Source organism: Streptomyces sp. Ncost-T10-10d, from assembly GCF_900091955.1.
Classification (GTDB): Bacteria; Actinomycetota; Actinomycetes; order Streptomycetales; family Streptomycetaceae; genus Streptomyces.
Genome location: NZ_FMDF01000036.1, coordinates 1 through 18422 on the forward strand (window position 1 = coordinate 1; position 18422 = coordinate 18422).

Below are 18422 nucleotides of genomic sequence, written 5' to 3' on the forward strand. Positions count from 1 at the left end.
GCTGTCCGATGCTTCGCCTCGACTTGGCCCAGGTCCCCCGGCTGCTGGAGATTGAGGCGAACACTCATCAACGACTCGAAGAGGCCCATCGGATGCAGTGGCTGGGCGAGGTCGCCGCCTTGAAGGAGAGCCTGCGGCACATCGCCGAGAAGAGGCGGCAAGCTGACCGCCTGCGCGAGCAGGCCGAGCAAGGAGTCAACGGGCCTCGCTCCCTCGGCTGACGAGGCCACCGAAAGTGATCATTTCGAAGTGCAGAGCGTTGAGCACTTTCGTGAGTACGCCGACACGTGGTCCAGAATCAGGGCATGGATGTCCCCAAGCTTCTGGAAGCCGCCTCCCTGCTGGTCCCTGAAGAGATCGCCACCGAGAACGACATCACGGTCAATGATGTCTGGGAGTACCTGACCCACGACGAGTGGGAGGTGGCTCTCGGACTGTTGGAGGAACTCGGCGACGTCCACCCGCTGCAGCTCAGCTTTTGGGAGACCCTCGCCACGGCCGCCGAGCAGATGCAGCTGGAGAAGAGCGCGGCATGGTGTCGTTGGCGCTGCTACGAAACCCGCAACGGGATCATCCGCGCTGACCTCACACTCCGGCCGGCCAGTGAGGGTCGTCGGCAGACTCCCTTCTCCGGAGCTGGCGTTCTTCGGCCGATGTGGAATATCGGAAATCGAACCCCGACCGGCGAACCGGCCCTCAACATCGCGAGTCTCTGGGTCGAATTCACACCCTTCCTGGGGCCTGGCGAGCGATCCTCGGTGCGACTCGCACCCCTCGACCCCTCCCAGTGGCGGCACCTTCAGCCCGGCCAAACGATCACCATGCACGAAGACCAAACCGCCGCTGGAACGGCTGTCGTCCTGGAGATCCAGGGACCTACGGCCCAAGCCCACCACATAGACACGCCCACTACATAGAACTGACTGCCCCGCGCTCCGTCTGTCGGTGCAGAGAAGCGTGTTCGCCTCCTGCGGCCAGGAAGCCTTCTTCGAAGGCCACGTCCACGCACTGCGGACCCTGGGCGGGGTTCCCCGGACCCAAGGTCCGTTACGACAACCTGAAGGCCGCCGTCGCCAGGGTGCTGGGGCAGAGCCGGGGAAGAGTGGAGGCCGACCGGTGGATCGTTTTCCGCTCGCACTTCGGCATCGAGAGCTTCTACTGCCGGCCCGGCATCGAAGGCGCCCACGAGAAGGGCGGAGTCGAAGGAATGATCGGCTACTTCCGCCGCAACCACTTCGTCCCCGTCCCCGAGGTCTCCTCGCTCACCGAGCTGAACGAGATGGTCGAACAGTGGGACCGGCAGGACGACACCCGTCGCATTGGGTCCAGGCCCAATACGGTCGCGGACTACTACGCACTCGAACAGCCGCTGCTGATGCCGCTGCCCGAGGAACCGTTCGAAACAGGCCGGGTGTTCACGCCGCGGTCGATCGCTACGGCCAGATCCCGGTCCGCACCAACCGCTACTCGGTCCCGATCCGGCTGATCGGTAAACGCGTGCGGGTCGTGCTGCACGCCTCTCATCTGGTGGTTTACGACCAGAACGTGGAAGTGGCCCGGCACGAACGGCTGATCGCGAAGGGCGCTGTCCGTCTGGACCTGGACCACTACCTGGAAGTCCTGGTCCGCAAGCCCGGCGCCTTCCCCGGCTCCACAGCACTCGAACAGGCCCGTTCCGCAGGCAGGTTCACCCCGGTCCACGACGCCTGGTGGGGCCAGGCCCGCAAGATCCATGGCGAGCGGGACGGCACCCGGGCCCTGATCGAGGTCCTCCTGCTGGGGCGTCACCTGCCGCATGAGCATGTTGTCGCCGGCCTGGCCGCAGCCCTGCGTGCCGGGGCCATGACCGCTGACGCGGTCGCGCTGGAGGCCCGCAAGGCCGCGCAGGCCGAGACCGAACCCACCCCTGCGGCCGACGGGCTGCTTTCCGGCAAGTCGTCAGCGACGGTGACGTCCCTGCACGAATGGCGGCTCGCTCACCTTCCGCCGGACACCAGGCCGCTGCCCTCGGTGACCCCCTACGACCAATTACTCCGACGCCGTCGCACCAGCGGCGGTGACCACCGTGAGGGAGAAGCACAGTGACCCTGCCCCGCCAGCGAGGCTTGACCGAGCAGGCCGCCGACGCCGCGATCGACAGTGCATGCCGACTGCTGCGGCTGCCGTCGATCCGCAACGAGTTCTCCGACATCGCCGAGCGGGCGCTCAAGGACCAGATGAGCTACCGCGGGTTCCTCGCCGAGCTGCTGATGGCCGAGTGCGACGACCGGGCCCGTCGCCGCTCGGAGAGGCGGGTCAAGGTAGCCGGCTTCCCGCGGGAGAAGTCCTTGCGGGCGTTCGACTTCGACGCCAACCCGAACATTGATGCGGCGACCGTCCACACCCTCGCCAGCTGCGAGTGGATCAAGAAAAGCCGGCCACTCTGTCTGATCGGGGACTCCGGCACCGGCAAGTCGCACATGCTCATCGCTCTGGGCACCGAGGCCGCCATGAAGGGCTACCGCGTCCGCTACACGCTCGCTACAAAGCTGGTCAACGAGCTGGTCGAGGCTGCCGACGAGAAGCAGCTGAACAAGACCATCGCCCGATACGGCCGTGTTGATCTTCTCTGCATCGATGAACTGGGATACATGGAACTTGACCGCCATGGCGCCGAGCTTCTTCCCGGTACTGACCGAACGCGAGGAGAAGAATAGCGTTGCCATCGCCTCCAACGAGTCCTTCGGAGGGTGGACGAAGACCTTCACCGACCCGCGTCTCTGCGCGGCCATCGTCGACCAGCTCACCTTCAACGGCACCATCATCGAGACCGGCACCGACTCCTATCGGCTCGCAAGCACCCGAGCCCAGGCCGCGGAACCCGCCAAGGCCGGCTGACACATCTGCGGGCCCGCCGCCCGACGGCTTACCGCCCTCATGGGCGGGCGGCAAGCCGTCATCGGAGGAACAGTCGGCCCGACACGCGGTCTCCCGGTTCGGGCCTTCAGTGCTCCTGGATTCCGATCTCTGACGCTGCGGGATTGACGGTTCTACGAGCGTGTCTTACCCGTTCGCCAGGAACTCGTCGAACGTACGCGGCGCATGCCCGGTCAGCTCCCGCACCGCCGTCGTCACCTCAGACATCGCACCAGCTGCCATCTCTGCGTAGAGCAGAAGAAGGTCTTCCACGAACCATCCGGGCAACCCTTGTGCCTGGAGACCCTCAGCTGCCTCCTGAGGTGTCAGATCACGGAAGGGAATGGTGAGTTTGGCGGCGATCTCCTCATGCGTCAGCGCCTCCGGCCCGGTGAGCGCGTAGGTTTCGCCGCCTCCGGGCGGGCCTGTCAGCAACGCCGCAGCACAGGCGGCGATGTCGTAGGCGTCGATGTACGCCACACGTCCCGCACCGTACGGACCTTCCAGGGCACCGCTGTGGGTGAAGCCGCCCTCGCCCGTGAAGAAATTCTGCATGTAGCCGGTGGGCTGCAGTGATGCCCACCGCAGCCCGGACGCCTTGAGGTACTGCTCGATCTCCCAATGCGGGCGTACAGACAATTTCGCGTCCGGTCCGGGTTGCCACGCCGATATCTTCACCACCCACGAGACTCCGGCAGCCCGCGCCGTGTCGATGACGCCGGTCTGCTGCCGGATCATCGGCTGTTGTCCAGTCACGGGAAGTGCGCCGCCGCTGTTGAGCAGAAGACGGTCAACGCCCTTCAGGGCGGACTCCATCGACACCGGATCGTCGAAGTCTCCGATGGTGAACTCGCAGTCCAGCTCCTTGCCCTTGTCCGCGTCCCGCACCAGCGCCCGAAAGGGCACGTCCGTCTCCGCCAGCGCCCGTACCAGGTACCGGCCAATGGTGCCGGTCGCACCCGTCACAAGGATCATCCTGTCCCCACCGTCCGAGAAGGCGTCAAGAGTCCTCACTAACATTACCGGAGGGTCCATCCGCTTACCGAGTTCGGGGACGCACCACCGAGCATGTTCGTACCCGCGCTCAGAGACATTCGTCGGTGCACCTCAGCGGCAGGCCGGCCTGACAGCTGGCCTGCCGCCCCGCGTTCCCGGCCACGTCGCTGCCGTCATTTCTCATCGATATTCACAAGCCAATTGATCTCCAGGCGACTCCGGAACCCGTCGACAAACGCTGTCCCCAGAGATGAACGAAGCCACCATGAGTTCTGACGTCCGCCTGACCAGCGTCGAGGCGGACAGCGCCAGGCCGGTGCTCACAGTCGAGCGCCTCGGCGCCGACCCGCTCATTGCCTTCGTGGCGGCCGATGCCGACACCTGGCTCGGCACTTAACAGCTGACCGCCGCTCGCCCTGGCGTGCGTCGACTGCCAGCCCGGGGAGTTTCACCGCCCCGACGATCTCCTCGACCTGATGGACCCGGCGGTCTCCACGTCGTTGACGACCTGCAGCCACAATCCACATGGCCCGGCGACCACCGGTCCCGCGTCGATATGTTCCTCGCGCACCTGCCCGATCAAGTCAACTTGCCTGAACTCTCCCGACATGAGGGTTCGGGGTGCTCATAGGAACCCGCATCTGACGGGCTATCGTGAGCGGCATGTCTGCCCCTGAGCTGATCCGCATCGTGTCCCGCGACTCGCCCATGGCCCTCGCTCAGGTGGAGCGTGTCCGTGCCGAGCTGGCCGCGCTCCACCCCGCCACTGCCACCGAAGTCGTCCCCGTCAAGACGACCGGCGACAAATGGATGGGTGACCTCTCCCAGGTCGAGGGCAAGGGCGCGTTCACCAAGGAAGTCGACCAGGCCCTGCTGGCCGGGGAGGCAGACCTCGCGGTGCACTGCGTCAAGGACATCCCGGCCGACCGACCCCTGCCCGCCGGGACCACCTTCGCCGCCTTCCTCGAACGCGACGACATCCGCGACGCCCTCATCCACCCGGACGGCCTGCAGCTCGACCAGCTCCCGGCCGGCTCCCGGATCGGTACCTCCTCCGTACGCCGCATCGCTCAGCTGGCCGCATCCCACCCGCACCTGGAATGCGTGCCGATGCGCGGCAACGCCAACCGCCGCCTGGAGAAACTCGCCGCAGGCGAGGCCGACGCCCTGCTCCTGGCCGTTTCCGGACTGGAACGCATCGACCGCACCGACGTGATCAGCGAGATCCTGTCGCCCGAGGTGATGTGCCCGCCGATCGGAGCCGGAATCCTGGCCCTCCAGTGCCGCGAAGGCGACACCGCCCTGATCGACGCCGTAAGCCCACTTGGCCACCTTGCCACGTACCGCGAGACCACCGCCGAACGGATGTTCCTCCACGTACTGCAAGGCCACTGCAACAGCCCCATCGCCGGATACGCGCAGGTCGAACGAAACGGCGAACTGTCCCTACAGGCCAAGGTTTTCTCGCTCGATGGCAAGACCGTCCTCAACGCCCACGAATGGGCCGGCCCCCTCGACCCCGCCACCCTCGGAACCTCCGTTGCCGTCAGCCTGCTGCGCCAGGGCGCACGCGAACTGATCGACGGCATCGCGCACTGACTCCCGTCCGAAGTACCGGATATCCCACCGGACTCAAGACCACTGTTGCAGGGCACGTGCGGGATCCAGCGCCGGGCTTCGGCCGCGGCGGCGATCCCCTGGCAGCGCGGGTGTCGGGGAGTGGTGCAGACACGTCTCGGCGACGGCGGAAATGATGACACGTAGTCGCGTGTGAGTTCTGATGACTGCCGTCACATTCAGTACTCGGCGTCGGGCGCCCGCATAGGATGCGGCCCATGATTCGCGCAGTGGTGTTCGACATCGGAGAAACCCTCACCCGAGACGACCGCTACTGGGCGTCCTGGGCCGACTGGCTCGGTGTCCCACGACACACCGTCAGTGCCCTCGTCGGTGCCGTTGTCACTCAAGGTCGCGACAACACAGAGGCGTTGCGCATAATTCGTCCGGACATCGACATCGCCGCCGAGTACGCTGCCCGCGAAGCAGCCGGCCAGGGTGAGTACCTCGACGAGATGGACCTCTACCCAGATGTACGTCCTGCTCTTGAAGGACTTCGCAACCTCGGCATCCGTGTGATCGTCGCCGGGAACCAGACCAGCAAGGCCGGCGAGATGCTCCGCGCGCTCGGCCTTCCTGCCGACCTCGTCGCCACCTCGGCGGAGTGGGATGTCGCCAAGCCGGATGCGGAGTTCTTCCGACGTGTACTCGCTGCGTCAGGAGCCGCCCCTCACGAAACCGTCTACGTGGGCGACCACCCGGCGAACGACGTCTTCCCTGCCAAGGCGGCAGGACTGCGGCCCGCCCACATTCGCCGCGGACCGTGGGGCCACTGGTGGGCCGACGACCCCGACGTCGTTGCCACCGCGGAGTGGTCGATCACTTCACTCGCGGACCTCACCGCCATTGTCAGCGAGTGACGCAGCCAGACGGCCCCCACCTGAACTCAAGCCCTCGGGCGGAACCGTATGTTCGACGTGATCGCCACAGCCGGTGTGGACTGGTCCGGGCTCATCGCCGACGGAGACCATGCGTCCACCGGGACGCGTGACGCACCGCCCACCTTGTCGGCGGCAATCATCGCCTACGACGTCCCGGACGACGGGACGGCCCGGTTGGCCGCCTGAGTTGAGGTCCGCGGTCGCCCAGACCACAGGCTGGCGCCTGTCTGCCCGGTTTCTGCGGATTGCCCGGACTCGGCCGTGACCTCGGCTGAACTCGCACGCGCAGCACCGGGCCCGACTGGCACCGACAGGCGTGACCTTGCCTGCTCCTTGTCGCGGCGTAGCTGCGCCGACTTCACAGCCTACAGAATACGGAATATTTCGCTGCCCGAGCTTATGCATCAGGCCTGAGCGCACCGGAGCAGGCACACGATGCCTGTCCACCTCCTGTCGGCTATGAGGCCATCGCCGCCCGCGGGGCATTCCACATGAGGGCTGCAGTTGTCGCGGGGCGGGCCGGTCGCAATGACGCGGCCGCCCATGGTACGCATCGATGAAGTAGGCGTGGCCGTCAGTCCTGGCAACCAACACGTTCAGCACTGCGGCATGTGCGCGGGTCACGTGGACGTCGAGATCAAAACGCATTGCCCAAATGCCGGGCCACAATGCACGCTTGCTGCGCACGTCATCACCGTGGCCCGTCGCCACGTACGAGGCTGTTGACATGGCCGAGCTCGCCGGACGGGCTGTCGGCGCAGGGTGGGATGCCGAGGCTCACCGCCGCCCTGAGCGGCCTCGGCCTGTGCCTGCTGCAGGGCGTTCGATGCCGGCTCCTGCTGTCGTGCGGCTATTCCTGCTACGGCCCTCTTTCGCATTCCGCCCCGACGTTCACGACACTCACCTCGATCAGGAAGGACAGCACACCGTGATCCGCACCATCGACCTCGCTTCCCTCAACACGGCGACCAAGTATCCGTCTATCCCCACCTATCACGTGCTCGACCCGAAGAACGGCGGCCTCGTCGAGGAAGCGACCGCGTTCAACGGCGATGTGTACCTCACCGAGAAGGTCGACGGCACCAACGGCCGGATCATCTGCTTTCCCGGCGGTGACTACGTCCTCGGTAGCAGAGAGGAACTTCTCTATGCCCGGGGTGACCTGATCGGGAACCCCGCCCTCGGTATCGCCGACGCACTGCGCCCCCTCGCCGACCGCATCATCCCGCCCACCAGTGGCATCCGGGTCCTGTACCTGGAGGTGTACGGCGGCAAGGTCACCGCGGCCAGCCGCGAATACACCAGTGACCGCGCTGTCGGCCACCGCATGTTCGACGTGGCCGACGTCCCGCTCGACGTCCTGGAGTGGCCGCGGGCCCAGATCTCCGGCTGGCGTGAGGGCGGCGGGCAGCGGTTCCTCTCCGAGTACGAACTGACCCAGGCCGCCAAGACCGAAGACATCGAGCTCGTCCCGCGGCTGGCCATGGTGGACGCGGGCGATCTGCCGAGTGGCATTGCTGAGATGCAGACGTTCCTCGCCGATCATCTGCCGACGACCCGCGTTGCCCTGGACGAGGGCGCGGGCGGCCATCCCGAGGGCATCGTGCTCCGCAGCGGCGACCGCTCAGTGATCGCCAAGGCCCGGTTCCAGGACTACCGGCGTACCCTCAAGCGTCGTACCCAGAACGCACGTAGCCGCTGACGTTTTCGCGGCCGGCCGCAGTGACGGCGGCCGGGCCCGCGAGGCCCCGACCCGCCCTGTCCAGGCGCGGCGGCCGCACCACTGGGGAAAGCGCCGCCCCGTCGTTGCGGCCGGCAACCTGGACGAACTCGCTGCCCTGCTCCCGGAGATGCTCCAAGCGGTCGGCGCCGTCCTCGCCCGCTCTCTTGGGCGGCCGACACCAGCAGTTCAGCATCAAGGTTCATGGGGCACAGGCTGGAGCGTGCCATCCTTCTTTGGATTCGTGCCTGACCCGCTGACCCGCTGACCCGCTGATCGGCGACGAAACTCCGTACTGGCAGGGGCACTCGTACAGCTCCCGACGGCAGTGATGCTGCTGGTGGTGTGGCTCCCACATTCAGTGGGCCTGTGGCAGGGCCCGAGCGTCGTTGGTATGGGGCGTCACACTTGCCGGCCTTATGACCAGCGGGACCTCTGATGAACCAGTACCTCACAGCTATCAGGCGAGACTCGACTCCGGCGAACCTGCTCCCCAAGGGATGCGTGTCCCGTCGTGACTCTGGCGATGTGGCCATATGAGGGTGCTTCTGCCACTGGGGACCGGCGGATACGGTTTTGCATCCGAATCCGGGCCGGTGGAGGGAGAAGAGGTCTCTACCCCAGGAATGCCGCAGTGATTGCCACGAATTGGTCGGCGTCGTCGAGCCAGGGGTAGTGGCCCGCACCCGGCTGCACCACGAGCGTGGCATCGGGGAACAGCGTCGCGAACTCGGCCGCTGACTGAGAGGGGCTGTTCAAGTCGAACTCTCCGGCAAGGAGCAGGGCTGGTGTCCCGCAACCGGCGAGCGCGGCACGGGTGGTCTCCGGGTCGAAGGCGCCCTCGGCCGCGAAGAGAGCGACAGCTTCCTTGTTGTTCGGCCGACTGGCCGCGTGATGCTGCTGTGCCGCGGCGTCCCAACGTCCCCAGAAGAAGGGCGTGATGGCCTCCCAGTCGCCGCCAGTTCCCTCGATGATCGCTTCCAGAGCGGCGAATGCCGCCGGGAACCAGGGCTCGTTCTTCCGGAGTTGCGCGTGCTCGCGGCGCATCTCCCCAGTGATCTCCATACCAACAGCTCTGGAACTGTGACCGATCAGTGCGAGCTTGCGGACGTTCTCCGGATGCCGGGCCACGTATTGCGTCGCAATATTCGTGCCGGCGGAGTGGCCGAGCAAGTCCATCCGGGGGAGCCCGAGGTGTTCACGTAGCGCCTCGACGTCGTCGACCAGGCGATCGCAGCGGTAGGAAGAGGTGTCTTCGGGGATCGCGGACCGGCCGGTGCCGCGAAGATCCAGAACGATCAGCTGACGGTGCGTGGACAGGCCGCCGAGGTCGCCGAGGTAGCGAGAGTCCGTGGGACCCCCAGGGAGGCAGACAACCGGGTCGCCGTCTCCGATCACGCGGTAGGCGAGCTGGGTTCCGTCAGGTGCGGAGAAGGCTGGCATGACCTGGATCCTGCCAGTCATAACCAGGTTGTACAACCTGGTTATGACTGGCAGGGCGCTCTGGTATATAACCGGGCCATGGCAGCCGAAGAGGACACGCACCAGAACACCGAGGTGCTGACGGAGGAACAGGCCGAACGCATGCTTGCCGGCATGAACGAGGTCATCCGCGCGGGCGAGGAGATGCGGAAGCTGCGCGCCGAAATGATCAAACTCTTCGTCGGCTTCGGCTGGACCCAGGACAGAATTGCCCAGCTCACCAACATGAGTCAGCCCGCCGTGTCCAAGCAGGTGACGAAGTGCAAGGTGGGTGCCCCATCGCCTCCGATGGGACTCGCCCTCGACCAGCACGACGCCCCATGGCTCGAAGGGCGCCTCTGGGGTCTCGCCGAGGAAATCTCCGAGACCTTCGACACTGCCCGCTGCACCCGCCATGTCAACGCCATCGCCCGGGGGAGGAAGCGATTCACTCCTCAGAACGTCGACGAGTTGCGGCGGCTTCTCGAAGAGGACCTGATGCTGCACCAGGCTGAGACGCCCGGCAGCTACCGGGACGCGTACGACGAGATCAGCCGTGGTCTCGACATTCCCGCGAAGGCCACCACGATCACCGCATCAGCCTCAGTGCGTCGCACCCTCGCTCACCGGATCCAACGCGACCAGCTCAGGAGCGACGCCCGAGCCTCCGAGGCCGAATGAGCGGGCGACATCAAAGCTCACCGCTGTCGATCAGGGCTGGAGGGTCATAGCGACTCCCTCGGGAGCTGACACAGCCGGCAACGGGGAAGTGTGCGCTGAGGCAGGTGCATGGCCGGTGTCTCTTTCACCGACGTCACCGTGTTGCTCTCGTTGTGACGGAGGTTGCACACTGACGGCTGCGGGGCTTGGCCGACCGGAGTGTTCGCGAGTGACAGCGGCAGCCCGTTGCCCTTCTCGCAGGCCGCGTGTGGTTGCCGCTCGCTGTAGCCGTAAGGCACCGGGGCGGGGCGGGTCCGCCCGGCTCCGCGTCCCGGTGCCTGCGCTACTGCATGATGGTCCGCGCGGTAGGTGGGACGGCGTGCTGACACAGCTGCAGAACTGGAGGGTGTAGCCGCGTCCGACGGTCACCAGAGTGGGCGTGTGCGCGTTCCGGTACGGATGCCCGGCCACCTCGTCGCCGTTCCCGACCGGATGCCAACTCCCGCTCGCTCCGTCCCACTCGCTGCTGCCGACGGTGAGCAGCGCTGCCACGGGCCCTCCGCACTCCCCGCAGTGCAACTCGTCGGCTTCCGCCGGGTCACGGAAGGTGAAGTGAGCCGGCCAGCCGCTCAGCTTCCAGCCGGGGGCGACGGACGGATCCGCTCAGTAGTCCACCGACCGCTCCTCCGCCCAGGCATCTGTACAAAGCCGACCGGCGCGACGTAACGAACTGACTGGACATCAGGCCTTGCCACTGGCGTAAGAATCACGCCGGATTGTCACTTTTCTGTGCCAGGCCGGGGATGCGTCGTGGATCCCGTGGGTGGTGCGGTTAGCGTCCCGCTCCGTGAGGACTACGGATCTCCCGCCCGCTGACTACTATGCCTCTCTGCCCGAGCAGATCGCCGGTGCCGGAGCAATTTTCCACGACGCAGCTGGTCGCATTCTTCTGGTTCAGCCGTCCTACGGCGACGGCACCTGGGAGATCCCCGGTGGCGGACTGGACGGCGGGGAGGACCCGCGGCAGGCGGTCCGGCGCGAGGTCAAGGAGGAGCTCGGCATCGATCTCACGCCGGGTCGGCTGCTGGCCGTCGACTGGGTGCCGGAGCAGGCCGACGGGCGCCCGCCGCTGGCCAACTACGTCTTCGACGGCGGCCTGATCACCGAACGCGGGGCGCAGAAACGGATCCAGCTCGACCACGACGAGCTCACCGCTTGGCAACTGGCCTCCTCCGACCAGTGGGGCACCCTCCTTGCCCCCCACATGGTCCGGCGCTTGCACGCCTGCTCCGGTGCCCTGGCTCAGGGCACCGCTGTCTACCTGCACCACGGATTCGACCCCACCTGCCACCAGACCTGACGCCCTGCCATCCTTCCGGTCGGCGTGCAGGCGACAGCCACGTGAACACCCCACCGCCCCGTTGCCGCTGCGCGCCTGGACGTGACCGGCATCGCCGCCGCTGTGCACGTTCTTGAATTCGACTACCTCGTCCAGCAAGCCCTATCCGTCGCCATTCAGTCGTGACGTGACCGTGTGACCGTCGCTCCCGCTCCGCCAGTCTCCGAAGAGTCCCGGACCCATGTGGTCGAGGGCCGATTCCAGCAGCGTTCCGATGTGCGACAGAGTGGTGCTTTCCTTGCCGCACCAGTCACGCATCGCCACGCTGCCGGCTGCGGCGAACACGGCGACCATCAGCTGGGGGCGCACGTCGGAACCGGTGTGGATGCCTTCCCGTTCGGCGATGACCTCGGCAAGCCGCGTCTCTAGCCCGGCGGCGCGGCGCAGCAGTTCGGCGCTCAGGCTCGGTGTCCGGTCGATCAGCCGAAGCAGCGGCGCATCGACACCGGATGCGCCGCCCTCCTGCAGAGTGCTGAGGACCTTACCGAACGCCGCGCGCATCGCGCTCATGGGACTCTCTTCCTCCGGCCGCGACCGAAGAGCCCTGACCAGAGCGTCCCCGCTCGCGGCCAGCGGTGCCAGCGCCAGGTCCTCCTTGGCGGGGAAATAGCGGAAGACCGTGCGCTGGGAGACCTCCGCCGCGTCCGCGATCTGGTCGACGGTGGTCCGTTCGTACCCGTGGGCGAGGAAGAGCCTGGCCGCCGTGCGCGCCACGTCCTCACGCGTACGCTGCATCTTGCGTGTCCGCAGATTCTGTCCGGGCACGGCGGCACTCCTCCTGGAACTCGGTGGGCTCAGTGCGTCGGGGCAGCCTGCGCCTTTGCCGCGGCGGCGTTCTCCTCCGCGAGCCGCTCCATGCCGCTCTGCGTCTTGAGCGGCTTCTCCTTGATGAACAGCACCGCGATCAGGGCGAGAAACGCGAAGGGGGCTCCGATCAGGAAGACGTCCGCGGTCGCGACCCCGTACGCGTGCTCGACCACCTGCCGGGCCGGTTCGGGAAGAGTGGTGAGGTCGGGGACGCCGTGTCCGGCTCCTCCGTTGTCCGCCGCCCCGCCGAAGCCCTTCTCCATCTCGCTCGCCACCCGGTGACTGAGCACGGCGCCCAGCGCGCTCGTGCCGATCGCCCCACCGAGGCTGCGGAAGAACGACAGCACCGAGGTCGCGGCACCCAGCTCCGACGCGGGCACGTCGTTCTGAGCTGCCAGCACCAGGTTCTGCATCAGCATGCCGACGCCGACGCCGAGTACCACCATGTAGATGCTGAGCAGCCCGAACGATGATTCCGCGCTGATCGTGGCCAGCAGGCCCATGCCCGCGGTCATGATGATGCCGCCCGCGATCAGGAAGCCCTTCCACTTGCCCCGGGCGGAAATGATCTGCCCGGCGATGGTCGTGGAAAGCATCAGACCGAGGATCATCGGCAGGCTCATCAGGCCCGCGACGGTCGGCGACTTGCCGAGCGAGATCTGGAAGTACTGGGAGAGGAACACCGTGCCGCCGAACATGGCCACGCCGACCAGCAGGCTCGCCACCGTCGTCAGCGCCACAGTGCGGTTGCGGAAGATGTCCAGCGGGATGATCGGTTCCTGGACCCTGGACTCGACCAGGACTGCGGCGACCAGCAGGACCACACCGGTGGAGACCAGGGCGACGGTCTGCCACGACGCCCAGTCGAACCGGTTGCCTGCGAGGGTCACCCACAGTAGCAGTGAGCTGACTCCGCTCATGATGAGGACGGCGCCGAGATAGTCGATCTTCACCTCTCTGCGGACCGTGGGCAGCTTCAGAGTCAGCTGGAGCAGCACGATCGCGAGCAGGGCGAACGGCACACCGATGAAGAAGCACCAGCGCCACCCCAGCCAGGAGGTGTCCACGAGCACGCCGCCGATGAGCGGTCCTGCGACGGTGCCGACGGCGAAGACGGCGCCGAAGATGCCGGAGTAGCGGCCGAGTTCACGCGGCGGAATAATCGCAGCCATCACGACCTGGGCGAGCGCGGTGAGACCGCCCGCGCCGATGCCCTGCACGACACGGCTCACGATGAGCAGGCCGACACTGTGCGAGAAGCCGGCGACGAGTGAGCCGACGATGAACATTGAAAGGGAGAGCTGGATGAGCAGCTTCTTGTCGTAGAGATCGGACAGCTTGCCCCAGATCGGGACGGTTGCTGTCATCGCCAGAAGCTCGGCGGTGACCACCCAGGTGTATGAGGACTGGCTGCCGTGCAGATCGGCAATGATCCTGGGAAGGGCGTTGGAGACCACGGTGGAGGCCAGGATGGCCACGAACATGCCGGCCATCAGGCCCGACATGGCCTGGAGTATGTGACGACGCGTCATAGCTGGTGCGGCCCCCTCGAGCGCACCGGCGGTACCGGTTTCGGGTGTGACGGCAGCGGTCATCGGCTGACGTTCCTCATTCTCTGGTGAAAGGCCCCTGTGGGGGCTTCGGATGTGCTTCAGCCGCTCAGACCTGCGGCCAGCGAGGTGAACGCCTCGCGATAGATGCTCTGGAACGTGCGGGTGCGGCCGGAAGCCACCCAGAGCTCGACGGCGGCGCGCGCGGCAGCGATCGTCACGTGCGCGAGAAGCCGAGGGTAGAGATCGCGTTCGGGATCCTGGCCGAGGCGCTCGGCCACGGCGGCGACCAGTGCGCGTTCGTCCGCACCCTGAGCCGCCAGGAAGCCGGGCAGCAACGAAGGGCTCGTCCTGAGCACGGCCATCTGGAGCTCCCAGCGTTCGTGATCCTCCTCGATATGGGCGAGTTCCTGGCCGATCGCCTCGCGCAGAGCATTGAGTGCCGTGAGTTCCTTCGGTGCGTTGAGCACTGCCCGACGGGCCCGATCTGCGCTGTCCTGGTCGGGACGGGTGATCGCGTCCTCCAGGCAGGGGAAGTAGTTGAAGAAGGTGCGCACGGAGACGCCGACCGCATCGGTGACCGCCTCCACGGTCATGTTCTCGAATCCGCGGTCCGCGGCCATGCGCAGCGCCACGTCCGCGAGGGCGTCACGCGTCGCACGCTTCTTGCGCTCGCGCAGCCCGAGGGGCATGTCGTCGGCACTCATGAAAGTGCATGATATGCAATTTTGCGCGGTGCGCAAAATTCTACCGAATGTCTGCCGACACTCGCCCCGTGATCACGAACCGGCAGGTGGGTGGTGTCGGCAACCCGCGGCGGAAATCAACGTCGGAGAACGGTGCCTGGGATAGTTTCCGACAGTGCCTATCGGCTTCTGCCGCATCTCGACGGCCGACCAGAGCCCTGATCATCCGATCGACGCCCTGCTGCGGGCCGGCGTCGACCACGACACCATCCACGTCGACACAGCGAGCGGCGCGAAGGCGTCCCGCCCGAAGCCCGACCTCGGCATGCAGCTGCTGCGCGAGGGCGACACTCTCAAGGTCACCCGCCTCGACCGGCTCTCCCGATGCGTGCTGCACCTGATCCCCCTCGGCACCGAGCTGGGTGAGCGGGGCATCGGGCCGCACGTCATCGAGCAGGGCATCGACACCTCCACCATGGAGGGTCGGCCCCGGGGCGGGCATTGGCGGGGACCGCTGTCGACTCCGTCCGAGCTGCTGAGTGAGATCATCCGCGGCGCGTTGGAGCGGCTGCCCAGCTCGCAGTTGCCGCGCGAACTCGACCGGACCGCGGCCGATCTGCTGCGGGAAGCCGTCGACACCGTGCTCTACGGGGCGATCCACCCAGCACACCCCGGCATCGACGATGAACAACTTCGGGCGGTCATGCCGACGGCCCGCGATGACGAGCAGGAGGTGGGTCCGTGACCGCGACAACCGGCAGGGTGGCACTGGTGACAGGGGCCAGCAGCGGAATCGGTGCGGCCACCGTACGCCTTCTGGCCGCGCGGGGGATGCGCGTGGTGGTCAACTACCTCCGCAGCGGAACGGCAGCCGAGGAGGTTGTGGCCGGCATCGAGGCCGCAGGCGGCCAGGCCATGGCCGTGCAGGCCGACGTGCGGGAGACAGCGGCGATCGAGAGCATGGTCGAGCAGGTCCAGGCGGCATGGGGCGGCATCGACGTGCTCGTGCACAACGCGCTCACCCCGTATGTGATCAAGCCGTTCCAGGACATGACGTGGGAAGAACTGGGCGGCAAGCTCGACGACGAGATGCGTGCGGCGTTCGCGGTCACCAAAGCCGTCCTGCCTGCCATGACCGAACAGGGCTGGGGACGCATCATCTATCTCGGTACCGGCCTCGGCCGCCGGCCCCGGGAAGGCATGATCGCACTGGGCACGGCCAAGGCCGCACTGGCGCAGTTCGCCCGGTACCTCGCGCAGGAACTGGGCCCGCGGGGCATCACGGTCAACGTCGTCGAGCCCGGCCCGGTGGAGGACACCCGCATGGCGCATGTGTTGGACGAGGAGCACAAGCAGCGGCAGGTGGCCGCTACCCCGCTGGGCCGCCTGGCACACCCGGGCGACGTCGCCCAAGCGGTCGCCTTCTACGCCAGCGAGGACAACGCCTTCATGACCGGCACCACGGCCGCGGTCAACGGCGGGATGGCCATGTACTGACGCCTCGCTGTCCTCCGTACAGGGGCCATACCGCCCCGGTCCGGCCGACGGCCGGACCGCATCCGGCACACCGTCACCTCAGCACCATGGGCCGCAGCAGCCAGGCCCACGGCACGCGTAGGCGCATGGCGGTGACACGATCAAGAAAGACCGTTCATGTACACGATCGATCTCGCCTACGTCGGGCGGGGCCTGCACGAGGAACTGGTCGCCTACATCGCCGACCAGCAGGGCTACTACGCCGACGAGGGCGTCCACGTCGCGCTGCGCGACGGCTGCTCCTGGGGCGAGGAGCGGCTGCGCCGCGGCGCCACCATCGGGCTCGGCCGGGCACTGCTGTCCCGACTGGCCAATGGCATCCCCTGGGTCGCGCTCAATGTCAACACCCACCGCCCGCTGTTCTGGTTCCTCGCCCGCCCCGGCCTGACCTCCCTGGCCGACCTGGCCGGCCGACGGCTGGCGGTACACGCCCCCCACACCGCACCCGGGTGCTTCGCCCGGATCGTACTGCGCCAGGCCGGCCTCGACCCGGACCGCGACATTCACACCATCGTCCGCTCACCCGGCGACTACGGCATGGACCTGCGCCGACTGCACGACGGCAGGATCGACGCCGCCCTGGTCGGCAGCACCATGGCACCGGAGGCGATAGCCGCCGAGTACGGCTGGAACGTGCCCGCCTGGGTCGGCGACCACTTCCAGATCCCCACCGTAGGCGTGGCCGTCGACCCTACCTATATCCACCCGGACGACCCCGCAGTCCAGGCCGTCGTACGAGCCCACCGGCGCGCCCTGCAGGTGATCCACAACGAACCCGACACCGCGGCGCGGCACATCCAGACGTTCCTCGGCCGACACACCGCAGACGAAGCCCGAGCCCACTACGAGACGTTCATCGCACCGTATTTCACCACCGACGGCCAAGCCGACCTCGCCGTCGGCGCGACCGCCATCACCGCGGTCGCCGCCGAACTCGGCGTCCCCGCCACCGTCACCGCAGCCGAGTTCTACCGCACCGCAACCACCGCACCCCAGGAGCCCGGCGACGCCGGCCCCACCGTTATCTAGGCATCCAGAGCCTCATGAGGTGTATATGGGGCGCAAATCATTGAAAGAGGGCGCATGTCGTGAAGTTCGCAGTCATCGGCGGAACCGGACTGATCGGGTCACAGGTCGTGGAGAACCTGAACGCGGCCGGGCACCAAGCCGTACCGCACTCCCTGTCCACAGGCGTGGACATCATCACTGGCCAGGGGGTGGAGGCGGCCGTGGCGGGCGCCGACGTCGTCATCAACCTGACGAATTCCCCGACGTTCGACGACGCCTCGCTCGTCTTCTTCCAGACTTCGATGGACAACCTTCTTGCCGCGAGCGAGAAGGTCGGGGTCGGGCACTTCGTCATCCTCTCGATCGTCGGCGTGGAGCAAGTGCCCGATCTGGACTACTACCGGGCGAAGGTGCTTCAGGAAGACATCCTCAAGGCCGGGCCGATCCCATATTCCATCGTCCGCGCCACGCAGTTCATGGAGTTCATGGACGCGACCCTGTCCATGACCACCGACGGCGACACCGTCCGCCTGCCACGCACGCCCATCCAGCCGATCGCCGCCGCGGATGTCTCCACCACCGTCGCCGAAGTCGCCGCAGGCAGCCCTCTGAACGGCGTCGTCAACATCGCAGGTCCCGACGTCTACCCCCTCGACGAACTCGGCCGGCTCACCCTGACCGCCAAGAGTGACGGGCGCTCTGTCGTCACCGATGACACCGCCGGCATGTTCGCCGCCGTCCACGGCGACGTCATCACCGCCCGAAACGATGCCCGCATTGCCCCCACCCACTACACCGACTGGCTCTCCTGAACCGGCGGGGGACAGGACGGATCGCTCACCAGGACAGACACAGCCGGGACACCGTCGGGTGTCCCGGCTGCTTCATGGACAAGGTGATGTCGGAACATGGCATCGGCATCCCCGCCCTCGCAGCTCGCCATGGGATCGGGCGCTGTCAGACCACCGGTGCGTGGCGTCCGAAGCGCACGCCGTACTGCGAGACCGCCCACGCAGAGACGCCCGCGGCCGCTGGGTCGGCCTCCTGTTCCACGCGTTCCCTCAGTGGTCAGCCGGGTGATCTCCCGTGCCACGGGCGACGTCAGGTCCGACCCGAAGGCGAAGTCCTCGGAGCACGGAAGTAGCTGCACCCCGCACCCGGGGCACGGGTGCGGGATGCAGCGTGTGTGCGAAGACGCCGTCAGAC

The 18422-nt window shown here is 67.0% G+C and carries 19 protein-coding genes and 2 pseudogenes; 16 read left to right on the forward strand and 5 right to left on the reverse strand.

Annotated features, from left to right (window positions below):
• The 5 genes and pseudogenes from GA0115254_RS04005 to istB form a co-directional block, all read left to right on the forward strand.
• A pseudogene (locus GA0115254_RS04005) lies at window positions 1–221 on the forward strand (site-specific integrase); the annotation flags it as partial.
• 84 nt (window positions 222–305) lie between these two features.
• Window positions 306–917 carry a hypothetical protein gene (locus GA0115254_RS04010; protein WP_093893891.1) on the forward strand — a complete coding sequence of 204 codons (612 nt, stop codon included), beginning with the start codon at window positions 306–308 and terminating at the stop codon, window positions 915–917.
• A gap of 185 nt (window positions 918–1102) precedes the next feature.
• Window positions 1103–1486, forward strand: coding sequence for a hypothetical protein (locus tag GA0115254_RS45565; RefSeq protein WP_256102385.1), 384 nt, complete (start codon window positions 1103–1105; stop codon window positions 1484–1486).
• Window positions 1477–2085 carry a Mu transposase domain-containing protein gene (locus GA0115254_RS45570; protein ID WP_370740820.1) on the forward strand — a complete coding sequence of 203 codons (609 nt, stop codon included), beginning with the start codon at window positions 1477–1479 and terminating at the stop codon, window positions 2083–2085. Before GA0115254_RS45565 ends, GA0115254_RS45570 begins: the two co-directional genes overlap by 10 nt.
• Window positions 2082–2877 (forward strand): annotated as a pseudogene (gene istB, locus GA0115254_RS04020) (IS21-like element helper ATPase IstB). The gene GA0115254_RS45570 and the pseudogene istB overlap by 4 nt, the downstream one beginning before the upstream one ends.
• A gap of 165 nt (window positions 2878–3042) precedes the next feature.
• Here istB and GA0115254_RS04025 read toward each other — a convergent pair.
• Window positions 3043–3930, reverse strand: a complete 888-nt coding sequence (locus tag GA0115254_RS04025; protein ID WP_256102387.1) for an SDR family oxidoreductase — start codon at window positions 3928–3930, stop codon at window positions 3043–3045.
• Between the two features lie 226 nt (window positions 3931–4156).
• Here GA0115254_RS04025 and GA0115254_RS45575 point away from each other — a divergent pair, with 226 nt between their 5' ends.
• From GA0115254_RS45575 to GA0115254_RS04040, 5 genes are all read left to right on the forward strand, one after another.
• Window positions 4157–4288, forward strand: coding sequence for a hypothetical protein (locus tag GA0115254_RS45575; protein ID WP_256102388.1), 132 nt, complete (start codon window positions 4157–4159; stop codon window positions 4286–4288).
• Between the two features lie 266 nt (window positions 4289–4554).
• Entirely contained in the window at window positions 4555–5490 is a 936-nt protein-coding gene (gene hemC / locus GA0115254_RS04030; RefSeq protein ID WP_093893879.1) for a hydroxymethylbilane synthase, read from the forward strand.
• A 236-nt stretch (window positions 5491–5726) separates the two neighbouring features.
• Entirely contained in the window at window positions 5727–6368 is a 642-nt protein-coding gene (locus GA0115254_RS04035) for an HAD family hydrolase (protein WP_176739974.1), read from the forward strand.
• Window positions 6369–6416: 48 nt separating this feature from the next.
• A complete protein-coding gene (locus GA0115254_RS44185) occupies window positions 6417–6575 on the forward strand; it encodes a hypothetical protein (protein WP_176739975.1) in 159 nt (52 codons plus the stop codon).
• A gap of 742 nt (window positions 6576–7317) precedes the next feature.
• On the forward strand, window positions 7318–8091 hold the full coding sequence (locus GA0115254_RS04040; protein WP_256102389.1) for an RNA ligase family protein: 774 nt from the start codon (window positions 7318–7320) through the stop codon (window positions 8089–8091).
• A 633-nt stretch (window positions 8092–8724) separates the two neighbouring features.
• Here GA0115254_RS04040 and GA0115254_RS04045 read toward each other — a convergent pair.
• Window positions 8725–9552 carry an alpha/beta fold hydrolase gene (locus GA0115254_RS04045; RefSeq protein WP_093893881.1) on the reverse strand — a complete coding sequence of 276 codons (828 nt, stop codon included), beginning with the start codon at window positions 9550–9552 and terminating at the stop codon, window positions 8725–8727.
• A 78-nt stretch (window positions 9553–9630) separates the two neighbouring features.
• Here GA0115254_RS04045 and GA0115254_RS04050 point away from each other — a divergent pair, with 78 nt between their 5' ends.
• Both GA0115254_RS04050 and GA0115254_RS04055 read left to right on the forward strand, forming a co-directional pair.
• Window positions 9631–10251: a hypothetical protein gene (locus tag GA0115254_RS04050; RefSeq protein ID WP_093893882.1), complete on the forward strand. Its 621-nt coding sequence runs from the start codon at window positions 9631–9633 to the stop codon at window positions 10249–10251.
• Between the two features lie 826 nt (window positions 10252–11077).
• A complete protein-coding gene (locus GA0115254_RS04055; protein ID WP_093893883.1) occupies window positions 11078–11590 on the forward strand; it encodes an NUDIX domain-containing protein in 513 nt (170 codons plus the stop codon).
• 141 nt (window positions 11591–11731) lie between these two features.
• On the opposite strand, the gene GA0115254_RS04060 is transcribed toward GA0115254_RS04055, so the two are convergent.
• From GA0115254_RS04060 to GA0115254_RS04070, 3 genes are read right to left on the reverse strand one after another with little or no spacing between them, the layout of a single operon-like run.
• Window positions 11732–12394: a TetR/AcrR family transcriptional regulator gene (locus tag GA0115254_RS04060; RefSeq protein ID WP_093893884.1), complete on the reverse strand. Its 663-nt coding sequence runs from the start codon at window positions 12392–12394 to the stop codon at window positions 11732–11734.
• A 29-nt stretch (window positions 12395–12423) separates the two neighbouring features.
• The gene (locus GA0115254_RS04065; RefSeq protein ID WP_093893885.1) at window positions 12424–14031 is read right to left on the reverse strand and encodes an MDR family MFS transporter; all 1608 of its coding nucleotides are present in this window, start codon (window positions 14029–14031) and stop codon (window positions 12424–12426) included.
• Window positions 14032–14087: 56 nt separating this feature from the next.
• Window positions 14088–14693 (reverse strand): acyl-CoA-like ligand-binding transcription factor, encoded by a 606-nt coding sequence (locus GA0115254_RS04070; protein ID WP_093893886.1) that lies wholly within the window; start codon window positions 14691–14693, stop codon window positions 14088–14090.
• A 154-nt stretch (window positions 14694–14847) separates the two neighbouring features.
• Between GA0115254_RS04070 and GA0115254_RS45580 the strand changes: the two genes are divergently transcribed.
• The 4 genes from GA0115254_RS45580 to GA0115254_RS04090 all read left to right on the forward strand — a co-directional run bounded on the left by GA0115254_RS45580 (window position 14848) and on the right by GA0115254_RS04090 (window position 18028).
• On the forward strand, window positions 14848–15417 hold the full coding sequence (locus GA0115254_RS45580) for a recombinase family protein (RefSeq protein WP_093893887.1): 570 nt from the start codon (window positions 14848–14850) through the stop codon (window positions 15415–15417).
• Window positions 15414–16169 carry an SDR family NAD(P)-dependent oxidoreductase gene (locus tag GA0115254_RS04080; RefSeq protein ID WP_093893888.1) on the forward strand — a complete coding sequence of 252 codons (756 nt, stop codon included), beginning with the start codon at window positions 15414–15416 and terminating at the stop codon, window positions 16167–16169. The genes GA0115254_RS45580 and GA0115254_RS04080 overlap by 4 nt, the downstream gene beginning before the upstream one ends.
• 156 nt (window positions 16170–16325) lie before the next feature.
• Window positions 16326–17237, forward strand: a complete 912-nt coding sequence (locus GA0115254_RS04085; protein WP_093893889.1) for an ABC transporter substrate-binding protein — start codon at window positions 16326–16328, stop codon at window positions 17235–17237.
• A gap of 59 nt (window positions 17238–17296) precedes the next feature.
• A complete protein-coding gene (locus GA0115254_RS04090) occupies window positions 17297–18028 on the forward strand; it encodes an SDR family oxidoreductase (protein WP_093893890.1) in 732 nt (243 codons plus the stop codon).
• Window positions 18029–18422: the final 394 nt, after the last annotated feature.